Origin of the sequence: Flavobacterium sp. Leaf359, assembly GCF_001423985.1 — a bacterium.
GTDB classification, from domain to species: Bacteria; Bacteroidota; Bacteroidia; order Flavobacteriales; family Flavobacteriaceae; genus Flavobacterium; species Flavobacterium lindanitolerans.
Map to the genome: position 1 here is coordinate 74,218 of NZ_LMPW01000014.1, position 12,948 is coordinate 87,165.

The window sequence follows — 12,948 nt, forward strand, 5'->3', positions numbered from 1 at the left end:
TGGTGATTATTTAACAACCAAACGTTCATTAACCTTTTTTGTTCCTGTGGCTATTTCAACAATATAAATGCCCGGATTTAATCCCGAAACAGGAATAGCTTCTGCCTCCTGAATGTTGTTTTCAAAAACAATCCTGCCAGACAGGTCATAGATTGTTATTCTGGCGGTTTCTTCCAAATTTTGGATATAGAATTTTTCTGAAGCCGGATTGGGATAGAGCGCTATTCTCTTTTTGGCACTATCACCAATACCCAATGTTACCTGATGGATTACACCAACAGCATCCAGGTCAAATCCTCCCGAATTAAACGGCGTAGGAAAAGAATCGTTTACCGCATTACCGTAGCTGTCATAAGTAGCATATAGCGGATCTATCGAACCTACTACATCTATTACTTTTATATGCGTGATTTTGTTCTTGTCCAACAGCTCATTATCAGGGATGTCTGTCAAATCAAAAGGCACTCCCTTACTTCCGTATTTCCCTGCAAGGTTATTCAGGTAAGGTGCAGACGGTGTTCCAAATGTTCCTATCTGGGTGGCGGTTTGCGTTTGGCTATGGGCTGGAAATCTAAAAAAATGGATACCGTCAGAACTTACTTCCACAAACCCTAACTCTAAAAAAGAAGGACCACCGTTTTCAAAAACAGCAAAATCAAATCCCGGTCCGTTAATGATGGGCAATTCAAATGTAAGGATTGCACTGCCTTCATCTCCCAGACACACGACGCTTCCGTTGGCAGGCCCTAGCGCGTTTTGAGGAACGCCTGCTGAAGCCCTGTTGCTTCCGGAAACAACAAGGCCCGGATTAGCCTTGTTGACATAGCCTCTTTCAACCGTAACGCCAGTAGCCCAGGCAACAAAAAGCGGGCTGTTTGGCTCCATAGCTGTTGAGCCCGCCACACCTGCTTCCGGAGCATACGACTGTCCCAAAACAGGAGAAAGAACCATGATAGACATCAGGGATAAGATTCTTTTCATCAGGTCTTATCTTTTTATTATTTTCTGAACGCTTGTCGCATTATCAATTGTGATTTCAACAACATACATACCCGGATTTAATTCCGAAATACCAACTCCAGACGTTGTATAAGACTGGTTTTTTATCAACCTTCCTGCCATATCATACATTTTTACCGTAGCCTGCTTGTCTGTATTTACATATAAATAGTCGGTTGCCGGATTAGGATAAAGCACAATATTCTGTTTTGTATGTTCTCCGGTTCCCAAATTACTGTCAACAGCCTTAACAAAACCATTTGGCAACTTTCCTACCGTATAGGTATTCGACAAAGTGCCGTCTGTTGTTGTGTAAACATATACTTTACCATCTGAAACATAATTAACGGCATCGCCAACATATATTTTGTTGTTTATAACTTCCATACCGTAAATTCCGTATTGGTTTTGCGGAGGCAATGTAAAGAAAGGTGTGGCTGGCACTGCTGTATCAGCTATTGATGCTTTGAAAACGTCTGCATTAATACTATAATACACATTGCTGCCATCAATTTTCAAATTCGATGGATGCTTCTGAGGAAAATCAACCTGTCCGATAACCGTTTGGGTTTCGGTATTTATTTTAACTAAAGCACCAAATGTTTCAGTTCCTGCCCAACTTGGTTTTCCTCCGCAAAGCACATATAAAATCCCGTCTTTTTCAACCATCGAATTTGGAACATCACCTACCTGAATGGTGCGTTCCAATGTATTTGATGTTGGGTCAATTACAGAAACTGTATTTCCGTAACCATAACCTCCCTGGTGGGCCACATAAATTTTTCCGTTTATTTCAAGAATTCTTTCAACACCTTCAGCCAAAGCAATATTCGTTTCGATTGTATTGGTAGAAAGATTAATTACTGCCACATAATCATCTGTTGTACTTCCTCCACTTCCCCAGTTGGTTACATAGGCTTTTCCGTTACTAAAAGCCATGTATCTTGGATTATTAAGTCCTGTATTGATGGTGGCTACATGCTGAAATGTCTGGCTGTTGACAATTTTAATCGTGTTCGAAATATTCAGAACAATATAAGCATAGTCGCCATGAATAGCCATATTCTGGGCTGTATCTCCAAGGGCTCCTACTGTAGGATTTACAGTTGCATAAATATTATTTTGCAGGTTTCCCGTATTAGAAAGAAAAGAAACCGAAGCGTTGTTAGAACCGGCGCCACCTTCGTTCAGGATAAAAACACCATCATTAAAAGATTGTCCAAAAACCGGCAATGCGGTAAAAGATAATAAGCTGGCTGCAAAGAAGCCGTAAAGTTGTTTCATGGAATTGAGTTAAAAAAAAATTGATATTTAATTGAAATAAAAGCTGTTTGGTCCTACTCCTACTGTAATTGTGCTTAATAAACTTCCTGTTGTTGAATAAATATAAGCCTTGCTGTCTGAAGAAAAATCTCCTCCATCAGCAATATAAATCTTACCATCGTTTACTGCAAAACCGTACATTCTTCCGTATTCTGACTGAGATTCATACGTTAGCAATGGAGCAGACGGAGCTACAGTCGCATTAAGCGCCATGGCGTAAACAGCTGTATCGACGGTATAATAAATTTTATTGTCTTCAACATTCAGGTTTTTGGCTCCTGCTGAAGTTGATGCTGCCACAGTAATTGGGGTTCCAACAACCATATTGGTAGCCAGATTGATTTTGGCAAGTTTTTCAGAACCCAAAACATATAAGATACCATCTTCTTCTTCAAAAGAATTAGGATTGAATCCTAACTGAATAGTAGCTTCTACATTATTGGTTGCCGGATTGAAAACAGTAACAGAAGTAGCATTACCATAAGCATAGCCGTTAGTGATATACAGCTTATTATTTTCTTCAATAATACGTTCAGACCACACCCCAAGGGTTTTAGTACTCGTAGAATAATCCGAAAGATTAATTACCGTTAAATAATCGTCTGTTCCTGTCATCCAGTCTGCAGCATTGGTTACATAGGCTTTGCCATTGGCTACAGCTCCAAATCGAGGATTTTGCAGGTTGGTACTGATAGTTGCAATATATTCAAAAGTATAACGGTTAACGACCGTAATTTTATTGGCCGAACCTGAAATGATAAAAGCTCTGGTATTATCAAAGAACATTGGCTGAAGGTAGGTTCCTAACTCCGCTGCTCCCGGATTGACATTTCTGAATACATCCTGTTCAACAGCACCTGAATTGCTGATAAAAGTGATAGAACTGGTGGTAATGGTTGAATTTCCTTCATTTACTACAAATACTCCATTGTCATACTGCCCTAATGACACATTTGGTGAATTGTCATCGCTGCTACAGGAAGCCAAAAAAAGTGAACTTGCAAACAGCATTAAAAAAAACTTATTTAGCTTTTTCATATTTTAAAAATTTAAAGTTAGATACATATTAAAATTTCTTCCGGGTAGAAACCTGCTTTCCACACTGGCATAGTTTTCATTCAAAAGATTCAGCACCTGAAAACCTACAATCCGGGAATTCTTATTTCCAAAATCGTAACTGACAGAAGCATTGCTTACAAAATAAGCATCGATATTATATCTTGAATTATTGTCAGACCTTGTAAAGACTTCACCGTTATATAAGCATTGGTAATCCACAGCCAGTTTCTTCCATGAATAACTCAATGATGATGTAGCCTTATGGTAAGGAACATAAATCAATTGCTTCTTTTTTTCCATGTCTTCCGAAACGGTATAGGCATATGTCCCATTGAACAGCAAATGATGATTTCCAAATTTTTTAGACCAGGTAAGCAGTGCTTCACCTCCATAGGTACGTACTTTGTCGGTGTTTTGAGGCGACCAGACAGAACCGTTTGGAATCCAGCGCAGCATGTCTTTAATATCGATATAATAACCGGTTAATGTAAGTTGGAAACCTGCAAAACGGAACTCATTCCCTATTTCTGCCTGATAGGAAGATTCTGGTTTTAGGTTTTCATTTCCGCCCGGTTGCCAATACAAGTCATTAAAAGTGGGCACCCTGAAGTTTTTGGAACCATTTAATTTTAAGGTATAAAAATCAGAAGCAGCCCATTTCGTCCCTAAAGAAAATAAGAACGGACTTTTATAATTATTGGTTAACTCTTTTCTGACACTGAGTTCATAAAGTATTTTTTGTGTCAGCTTGTGCTTAAACAGCAGGCTGGCTGAACCAATGTTTCTCTGTTCATTTTTAATATCGGAACCTTCTCCCTTGTTCTGTGTAAAATCGACAACCGCATTCAACTTAATGGCATTACCGGCATCAAAAGCAAGGTCATATTTCCCGATATAGGTTCTTACCTGCCCAAAGGTGTAAGCATTGGAACTGATATTGCCAAAATATTTATATTTTTCACTTAAGGCTGCAAATTTTACTTTGGAAACAAATTTGCCAAAGAAACTATTCCATTCCAGTAAATTTCGGGTATTCAGGTCTTGGTATTTAGTCCTGATTTCAGAAGGAAAAATCAGCGAAAAATGCCTCTCGCCTTCAAACACCTGACTATATAGTTTTAAAAAATTGGCATCATTAATCTTGTAGCCAATCGCCGCATTCAGGCTGGTATTATAATATTGGCCGTTCAGGTTTTTGCCATCAGCATCTACATAATCATAATCGTTATCCGAACTATTTCTGGACAGACTTACCTGAACGCTGAATTTCCCATCAGAAGCATCAATCTTGTAGTTTCCGCCATAGGTGTTGAAACTCCCGTAATTCAACCGAAGTGTATTGGAAAAATGCTCTTCAAAACTAATAGTGTTATTGAGATGGATACTCCCGCCAATAGCGCTGCTTCCATAAATCGAACTTCCTCCTCCCGCACGAACAGCAATTGAATTAAAATCTCTTGTGGTAATAGTATTGAAATCAGTCTGCCCGTTCAATTGCGAATTGATATTGATTCCGTTCCAGACAACGGCAGTTTGTTGCGCAGTTGTTCCCCTGAAAGAAGGAGAAGAAACCATACCAAGACCGTTTTCTTTAAAATAGATTACGGAATTGTAATTCAGTAATGAAGTAAGCGAAGATTGGTTTTTGTTGATAATCGAATCCGTTAATTTCAATACAGACTGCGAATCCGAATAATCCTTAAGCTGTAAATCTGAAATCTCTACAACTTTTAAATTATGGATGCTGTCATATTGTGCCAATGCAGATTGGCAGATACAGAAAAACAAAAACAGGTATAGCTTTCTAAAAATCATAATTTTCGAAACCTTTTTCCCGAAGGTTTGATAATTGTTAAGAAGAAAGGCAGGTCTCCTGGCTTGCGTCTTGCTGTTTACCTTCCCATCCCATGCAGGACAGTGGTTTGTAGATAACAGCGAGCTAAATAGCTTACAGTTGCGGGAACAGCTTTGGTTTTACACCAAATTCCCTTTTAATGTGATTTGTAACATTTCAATCACAACCTTAATTCGAATGCAAATATAAAGCATTTGATTTTATTTTTTCAAAAAACCGTAACGGAATGCGTTTTTGAGTGGTATTTTTTGTTTTATTTTTATTTTTTCATTCGATTACAAAGCATTTTTACAATGCAGAAATTTTTTATTAATCAATTATCTTATCCCAGGTACAAACACCCATAAGTTTATATTTTTCTTGCTTTGCGGCTCTGCGCCTTTGCGTGAAATAGATGCCGTCAGAGCCGTAAAGTTCCTCCCAGGATTGAAAAATCAAAAAACTGCTGTCGGTTCAATACAATAACTTTTATCTTTGCGGTCTTCACAAAAACTTTTTTATGAAATTATTTCTTTCAAAATATTCTTTGTTCCTGTTATTGCTTTTTGCCGTAGCATGTAAAAAAAATGAACCTGTCAGTTCCGGCATTTCTGAAGCAAAAACCCAAAATAGCATACGTTACGCTAAAGGATTTGAAATTTACAAATATGAAAATTTTTCTATCGTAAAAGTTTCAAATCCCTGGCCGGAGGCGAATAAAACCTTTACCTATGTACTTCATAAAAAAGGAGTTTCATTGCCGGATAGTTTAAAAAATTATACTTCACTTCAAGTCCCTGTCAAGAGCATTGTGGTGACTTCAACAACGCACATCCCCTCTTTAGAGATGTTGGGAGTTGAAAATACTTTGCTTGGTTTTCCTGACACCAACCTCATTTCGTCAGAAAAGACCAGAAAACTTATTGATTCCGGTAAGGTTACCGAAATTGGAGCCAACCAGAGCCTCAATACGGAAAGGCTGATTGACCTTAACCCGGATGTCCTTGTAGGTTACAGTAGTGGCAGTGATACCAAAACATATGACAATTTGCAAAAAAGCGGACTGAAAGTTTTTTTTAATGGAGACTGGATGGAAGAATCACCTTTGGGCAAAGCCGAATGGATTAAGTTTTTTGGTGCCCTATATGGAATGGACGAAAAAGCGGACCTTTTGTTTACAGAAGTAGAAACAGCCTACAAAGAAGCGACAGAATTGGCCAAAAAGGCAAAAACCAAACCTACAGTTCTGAGCGGTGCCATTTATAAAGAGCAATGGTATATGCCACGAGGCAACAGTTGGGCAGCATCATTCCTTAAAGATGCTAATGCGGCTTATCTTTGGGCTGATAGCAAAGGAACAGGAAGTCTTGCACTTTCTTTTGAAACCGTTATGGAAAAAGCCGAAAATGTTGATTTCTGGATTGGTCCGGCCCAATTTACCACGTTTAAGGAAATGGTAGAAAGCAATCCTAATTATGCGCATTTCAAAGCTTTTAAAGATAAAAACATCTATTCTTTTAGCAGTAAAAAAGGTAAAACAGGAGGCATATTGTATTATGAACTGGCGTCCAATCGTCCTGACCTCATCCTGAAAGACCTCATCAGGATTTTACATCCTGAACTCCTTCCCGACTACGAACTGTATATTTTTGAAAAATTAAAATAAAATCAACGATTTTGCAGCAAGATAACCGAAATAGGATTCTTTTCACAGCTTTGCTTGTCTGCCTGGCTGTTTGTTTTTTGCTGAACATCAGTTTGGGTTCCGTCCATATTCCTATTGAAGATATCGCCAGTTCACTTTCCGGCGGGCAAGCCGGTAAAAATTCATGGGAAATCATTATCTGGAACTACAGATTGCCTAAGGCCATAACAGCTATATTAGTGGGTATGGGCTTATCAATAAGTGGCTTACTGATGCAGACATTATTCCGGAATCCGCTGGCTGGCCCTTATGTTTTAGGATTGAGTTCCGGAGCCAGTCTTGGAGTTGCCTTTATAATATTAGGCTCAGGGCTGCTTCCCTCTTTTTTAAGCGTGTTTTTTCTTTCTTCCTACGGAATTGTTTTGGCCTCCTGCTTAGGCAGCCTTATGGTATTGTTAGCGGTATTGGTTGTTTCGCAAAGGCTTCGCGACACGATGGCTATTCTTATCGTAGGCTTAATGTTTGGAAGTTTTACCAGTGCAATTATTGGCGTACTCTCTTATTTCAGCACAGCAGAAGAACTGCAAAAATTTACTTTCTGGTCATTGGGCAGCCTTGGTAATCTGTCATGGACTAACATTCTGATTTTATCCGTATGCTGCTTAATCGGACTCCTATTGAGCGCCTTGTGCATCAAACCTTTAAATGCCCTGCTTTTGGGTGAGCGTTATGCCAAAAGCCTCGGTATTAATTTCAAAAAAACACGACTGATTATTATTATAGCTACAAGCCTGCTGGCAGGTAGCATTACTGCCTTTGCAGGTCCAATTGCTTTTATTGGGCTTGCGGTTCCGCATATCTCAAAAATGGTTTTTCAAACCAGCAGCCATTATATACTATTTTGGGGCACGCTCCTTTTTGGCGCTATTATCCTGTTAGTCTGCGACACGGTTTCACAAATGCCGGGAAACGACTTTACTCTACCCATCAATGCGATAACGTCTATTGTAGGCGCACCAATCGTAGTGTGGCTTTTAGTTCGTAAACGAAAATTTATGATTTGATGGATAAAGGAAAGACTATACTAAAAGCGGAAGAATTGAGCATTGGATATATCTCAAAAAAGGAGAAAAAAACCATTGCTTCTCATATCGATTTGGATTTAAAAGCAGGAAAACTGATTTCTTTAATTGGAGCTAACGGCATAGGAAAATCAACTTTACTCCGTACAATAACCGGAATCCAGAAGGCGCTTTCAGGCCATGTGATACTGAACAAAAAAGATATCAGGAACTACAGTCCGTCAGCTTTAGCGCAACAGCTTAGTATTGTATTGACTGAGAGCCTGCCCCCTAGCAATCTTACCGTTTTTGAGCTGGTCGCTTTGGGCAGACAGCCCTACACTAACTGGATTGGAAAACTAACAGCAGGCGACAGGGAAAAAATCAGGGAAGCCATGGAACTGACACAGGTTAGCCATCTGGCTCATAAAAAACATTATGAAATCAGTGACGGACAATTACAAAAAGTTCTGGTAGCTAGAGCACTGGCTCAAGGCACTCCCCTGATTATTCTGGATGAGCCAACAACACATTTAGACCTTCTTCACAAAGTTTCTTTATTAAAACTGCTCAAAAAACTGGCTGTAGAAACGCAAAAATGCATCTTATTTTCAACCCACGATTTAGACCTTGCCCTACAACTGAGTGATGAAATGATTGTAATGATTCCTGAAAAGACGTTGCAGGGAACACCTGAATTCTTAATCCGGACAGGAATACTGAATTCTCTATTTAAAGACGAAAACATCATTTTTGATACAGAAAAGGCAAAATTTATTCTTAAAAATCTATAAAATCATTGCTGTATGAACTATCTTTGATAGGACACTAAAAGCAGATTCTATGAAATTTTGTCTTTCTATCTTATTGCTATTCACCTCAATTATAACCAATTCCCAGGTTCGGCTGGAATTGACTCCAAAAGGATTTGAACCTAATCCGCTACGGGGAAAACTTCCTGCTATGACTAATGAGAAATTTATTGAAGGTACACAGCTTTGGATACAGGAGTTCAGCCGTGGTGAGGCAGATATTTCAGAAGTAACTGAAAATTCACTGACAATTGATGCTTTCAGAGACAATGCCTTTTTTTACAGAAGCCTTGGAGACACCTTTTTTCAAAAAGTAAAATACCGCATCAAAGTTGCCAAAGAAGGAAATGAGTATGTACTCTCTTTTCAGATTACTGAAATTTATTCCAAAAAAACATTATTGAAATCAGGCATTACTGATTATCTCACCTCCGATGGAAAAACAAAAGATGGCTTTCAGGATGTAAAACCATCCATTGAGAAAACCGTAGGCATCATATTGGATTCTTACTTCAGGTATATGAATTATTTTGCCAGGACTTAATTTCCTTTCAGGAGGTTAATGCTAACCGTAGCTATATCCGAATCAGGAAATTTTCTAAAAACAGCCTTGTCCGGAAACAAGCCTGCTTCTGCCGCTATTTTATTAAACACGTCTATTTCTACAATATATTGGTCTGAAAATCCATGTGTGGCATCATAAGCAGTTGCTGCTGTTTTTCCAATGTTTTTAGCCGCAAGTGCCGGATTGATGGTATGCAGTTCTATTAGCAAAAGCCCAAATTTCTTAACGTAAGGTGACCATTTTTGCAGATGTTCCAAAAGATTATCTTCCACTTTGTTGTTCGGGATTCTGGTTCCCCTGAAAGCAAAAGCCCCGGTAGAGCTACTTACTCTGTCTTTTGAAATATGCTTGGGTTCTTCCCAAATACGGTTATGGTCAAGAAAGGTCCTGACATTGAGCAAATCTTTCAGGTCGATGGCATAATTTTCCATCAAATCCTGCGACAACAGGTCGGGTCTTCCAATATCGCCCCAAATTACCTTAGCCCAGATATCAGCCTTAATCAGGTTGGCCCGGGTTACTTTCAAGGCCGCTTGATTATAGTCGGCTCCCACAAGAAACAACGGATATTCATCAAGCATTTTTCCTCGTAATGTTTGCCTGTCAATGACTTCAAAAATATGCTGTAAAAAAGCACCGTTTCCGCAGCCCATATCTAAAATTCCCTTAGGCTGTTCTTCAATCGGGCGATTGAAAAGCTGTATGATGATTTCATCTACAATTTTAAAATAAGTATCATGTGCTCCACCGCTTCCCCAAACATTCATTTCGCGGTCAACATGAATTTCATTTTCACCATCACCTATCATTCGCAATATGTTCGGGTCACCAAAAATCAGCTCTTCAATTTTGGCAAATGTAGGCAGGTATGAAACCGTAACGCCATAAGCACTCGCTCTTTTGGCAAAAAACAGTCCGGTTTCCGTAAATTGATAGTTTCCGTTCTTTTCCTGAAACCAATCCAAATAGGTAAAAAAGTTTAATATTTTTTTGAAGCTTTCGGGGTTCTTATGAAATTCTTCCGGCCTGAAAGAAGTTTCCATGAAATATTTGTGAAACATGCCGTTCATGGCCAACCGCACAATTGTTGGTCCTATGAGGTAGCCTTCAATATGTTTGAGGATTTGTTTCTGTACCTCATTTTCCAGAACATCATCAGAAAAATCAATTCCATAATTAAGCTTAAATTTTTCAAAAATCTGATCCAATCTCTCAAATGGGGCATCTTCAAAAATTCTCGGATGGAATTGTGTTGAAAATTGCAAAAGGTCAACCGCATCCTGATAAAGAGGTACCATTGAAAATGCTGTTGGTGTTTTATCATTTATAGTAAAATGAATGCCGTCCGTAGCATTGTCAATATGATAATCCAGAAAACCTTGCGAGCACAATACACGCAAACCAACATTCAGGTAACCTTCATTGGCTTTGAATCTGGTTTTTAATTCGGTCAGGTTGGCCTGCCTGTTCTCCAATATATATTCGAGAACTCCCTTATTTTTTAAAGCAATAGCAACAGGAGCGACAGCCAGGCCGTCGAGATGTCTGAAAATAGAACTGCGAAGGTAGGATTTGTCAATCATAGATATTTGAAAAAGCTTCCTTCAAATATACTGTTTTTAGATGGAAATCTGTCTTTTGGCTTCACCTATTGCAAAGGCTACTGAGTTTGCAAGGTTATAGCTCCTTACCAAAGGCGATATAGGAATAGTCAGATGGTTTTCGAATTTATCCAGAACTTCTTTACTTAACCCCACTGATTCTTTTCCAAAAACCAGCCAATCGTCATCCTGAAAAGATTCCTTCAGATATGATTTTTCACTATGGGAACTAAACAGAAAAACCCTGGACATGTCTGGTATTTGCTGCATCCATTCTTCAACAGACTGGTATTCTTTCCAATCCAGGTGTACCCAATAATCAAGACCGGAGCGTTTCAGATTTTTATCCGTAATCTGAAAGCCAAAAGGATGGATAAGGTGGAGGCGACTGCCTGTGCCAACGCACAAACGACCTATGTTGCCCGTGTTGTTGGGTATTTCTGGTTCTACAAGAACAATATTCAGCATATTTTCAATTTTTAATTATAGTGAGAATTGGTTGACTTCTTTGACTTCTCCCGACTTTAGATTGTCGAGATACACATTGCCTACCCTAATCCTTACCAATCTGAGTGTTGGAAATCCTACGGCTGATGTCATTTTTCTGACCTGGCGAAACTTTCCTTCATTTAACGTAACGGATATCCAACTGGTAGGGCCGTGTCGTTCGTCTCTTATTTTTTTAGAGCGGGGTTCAAAGCCGGGATCCTCTATTTTAAAAGCATCACAGGGATTGGTGACATATCGTATTCCATCAAAACCTATCTCAACTCCTTTTTTTAGCTTTTCGATGGCTTCTTCTGTTATTAACCCGTCAACCTGTGCATAATATTCTTTGGTTACTTTTTTGCTTCTCACCAATTCACTCATCAATCCGTCTGTTGTCAAGAGCAGTAATCCTTCGGAATCTTCGTCCAGCCTGCCAATTGCCATTGTGCCTTCCGGAAAATCATACAGTTCTCCCAACAGTTTTTTCTTTCGTTTTAACTCATAGATGAACTGGCTGAGATAGCCATAAGGCTTATGCAATAAAAAATGCTTGTGGGCGGACATAAAATATTTTTGCTGCAAATTTACTATTAACTGCAAATTAAAGCAATGTTAAAGCTGTGGCTTTTGTTTTTATATCGTCGTAAATTAACAAGTAGAACCAAAAAATCAAGTTATGGCAACATCAGGCAAAGACATCGGAAATAAAAAATGGAACGGTGAACAGGAAAAACAAAAAGGAGAAATCAACGAAGGTTTTAGCGGAGAAAATCTTCCGGAAAATTACAACCCCTCCAAAGGGAAATTAAAAACAGAAATAGAAAAAGATGCGGATGGCAATACTGATATTGTACAAAGAGCACGTCCTGGAAAAGACCTCAAAACAGATAAAGACCTGAAAAACAAAAAAAATCCGGAGAACCGGGATAAAAACTCGGATATTGATCCTAACCGTTATCCTTCGTCACATCCGGAAAACAGGAGAAATCGGGGCAATATGAAATAAAGCCCTGATTAATCTTCTTCTTTGTCAAATTCAATATTGGCATGGATTTTTAATTCCTCGCCTATTATCAGGTGTCCGCTTTCAGTCACATCATCGGCCAAAATCCCGAAATCTTTTCTGTCAAGCTTTCCACTGATTTCAAATCCGGCTTTCATTTTACCAAAACCATCTTTTGCCTGTCCGCCAAAAACAGCATCCAGTACAATTTCTCTGGTTACAGATTTAATGGTTATGTTTCCTGTTAGCTTATAATGGTCACCTTCTATTTTTTTGAGGCTTGTTGAGCTAAAATTAATTTCAGGAAACTGGTCGGCGTCTAAAAAATCTTTTGACTTGATATGTTCATCTCTTTCGATGTTGTTCGTATCAAAACTATAAACATCAATAGACAGTGCTATTTCAGCCGTTTCGAAATCATCATTTTTCGTAGTCATCTTTCCATTAAAAATCTTGAAAGCTCCTGAAATATGCGAAATCAGCAAATGTCTGATTCGAAATTCTATGTTGGAATGATCGGGATCAATAAACCAGTGTGTAGTAAAATTCATAATTAT

The 12,948-nt window shown here is 38.7% G+C and carries 13 protein-coding genes and 1 riboswitch; of the genes, 5 read left to right on the forward strand and 8 right to left on the reverse strand.

Annotated elements, in window-relative coordinates; translation table 11 throughout:
• Positions 1-6: 6 nt before the first annotated feature.
• The 4 genes from ASG38_RS14775 to ASG38_RS14790 are packed head-to-tail and all read right to left on the reverse strand — an operon-like array spanning position 7 to position 5,196.
• On the reverse strand, positions 7-981 hold the full coding sequence (locus ASG38_RS14775; protein ID WP_056072746.1) for a T9SS type A sorting domain-containing protein: 975 nt from the start codon (positions 979-981) through the stop codon (positions 7-9).
• A 6-nt stretch (positions 982-987) separates the two neighbouring features.
• Positions 988-2,283, reverse strand: coding sequence for a DUF5074 domain-containing protein (locus tag ASG38_RS14780; RefSeq protein ID WP_056072749.1), 1,296 nt, complete (start codon positions 2,281-2,283; stop codon positions 988-990).
• A gap of 27 nt (positions 2,284-2,310) precedes the next feature.
• Positions 2,311-3,360, reverse strand: a complete 1,050-nt coding sequence (locus ASG38_RS14785) for a YncE family protein (RefSeq protein WP_056072751.1) — start codon at positions 3,358-3,360, stop codon at positions 2,311-2,313.
• Between the two features lie 3 nt (positions 3,361-3,363).
• Positions 3,364-5,196, reverse strand: a complete 1,833-nt coding sequence (locus ASG38_RS14790) for a TonB-dependent siderophore receptor (RefSeq protein ID WP_056072754.1) — start codon at positions 5,194-5,196, stop codon at positions 3,364-3,366.
• A 30-nt stretch (positions 5,197-5,226) separates the two neighbouring features.
• A riboswitch (cobalamin riboswitch) is annotated at positions 5,227-5,422 on the reverse strand.
• 313 nt (positions 5,423-5,735) lie between these two features.
• Here ASG38_RS14790 and ASG38_RS14800 point away from each other — a divergent pair.
• From ASG38_RS14800 to ASG38_RS14815, 4 genes are read left to right on the forward strand one after another with little or no spacing between them, the layout of a single operon-like run.
• Positions 5,736-6,881, forward strand: a complete 1,146-nt coding sequence (locus tag ASG38_RS14800) for an ABC transporter substrate-binding protein (protein ID WP_056072760.1) — start codon at positions 5,736-5,738, stop codon at positions 6,879-6,881.
• Between the two features lie 11 nt (positions 6,882-6,892).
• Positions 6,893-7,924, forward strand: coding sequence for an iron ABC transporter permease (locus ASG38_RS14805; RefSeq protein ID WP_082482237.1), 1,032 nt, complete (start codon positions 6,893-6,895; stop codon positions 7,922-7,924).
• Complete coding sequence (locus ASG38_RS14810; protein ID WP_056072764.1) at positions 7,924-8,715, forward strand: ABC transporter ATP-binding protein; 792 nt, start codon at positions 7,924-7,926, stop codon at positions 8,713-8,715. The genes ASG38_RS14805 and ASG38_RS14810 overlap by 1 nt, the downstream gene beginning before the upstream one ends.
• A 49-nt stretch (positions 8,716-8,764) precedes the next feature.
• Complete coding sequence (locus ASG38_RS14815) at positions 8,765-9,277, forward strand: hypothetical protein (RefSeq protein ID WP_056072767.1); 513 nt, start codon at positions 8,765-8,767, stop codon at positions 9,275-9,277.
• Here the strand turns inward: ASG38_RS14815 and ASG38_RS14820 are convergent.
• The 3 genes from ASG38_RS14820 to ASG38_RS14830 are packed head-to-tail and all read right to left on the reverse strand — an operon-like array spanning position 9,274 to position 11,952.
• Complete coding sequence (locus tag ASG38_RS14820) at positions 9,274-10,881, reverse strand: class I SAM-dependent methyltransferase (protein ID WP_056072770.1); 1,608 nt, start codon at positions 10,879-10,881, stop codon at positions 9,274-9,276. The genes ASG38_RS14815 and ASG38_RS14820 overlap by 4 nt on opposite strands.
• A 36-nt stretch (positions 10,882-10,917) precedes the next feature.
• Positions 10,918-11,367 (reverse strand): tRNA (cytidine(34)-2'-O)-methyltransferase, encoded by a 450-nt coding sequence (locus ASG38_RS14825; protein WP_056072773.1) that lies wholly within the window; start codon positions 11,365-11,367, stop codon positions 10,918-10,920.
• Positions 11,368-11,382: 15 nt separating this feature from the next.
• Positions 11,383-11,952: a pseudouridine synthase gene (locus tag ASG38_RS14830; protein WP_056072776.1), complete on the reverse strand. Its 570-nt coding sequence runs from the start codon at positions 11,950-11,952 to the stop codon at positions 11,383-11,385.
• Between the two features lie 112 nt (positions 11,953-12,064).
• Here ASG38_RS14830 and ASG38_RS14835 point away from each other — a divergent pair, with 112 nt between their 5' ends.
• Positions 12,065-12,394: a hypothetical protein gene (locus ASG38_RS14835; RefSeq protein WP_056072779.1), complete on the forward strand. Its 330-nt coding sequence runs from the start codon at positions 12,065-12,067 to the stop codon at positions 12,392-12,394.
• An 8-nt stretch (positions 12,395-12,402) separates the two neighbouring features.
• On the opposite strand, the gene ASG38_RS14840 is transcribed toward ASG38_RS14835, so the two are convergent.
• Positions 12,403-12,942, reverse strand: coding sequence for a YceI family protein (locus ASG38_RS14840; RefSeq protein WP_056072783.1), 540 nt, complete (start codon positions 12,940-12,942; stop codon positions 12,403-12,405).
• Positions 12,943-12,948: the final 6 nt, after the last annotated feature.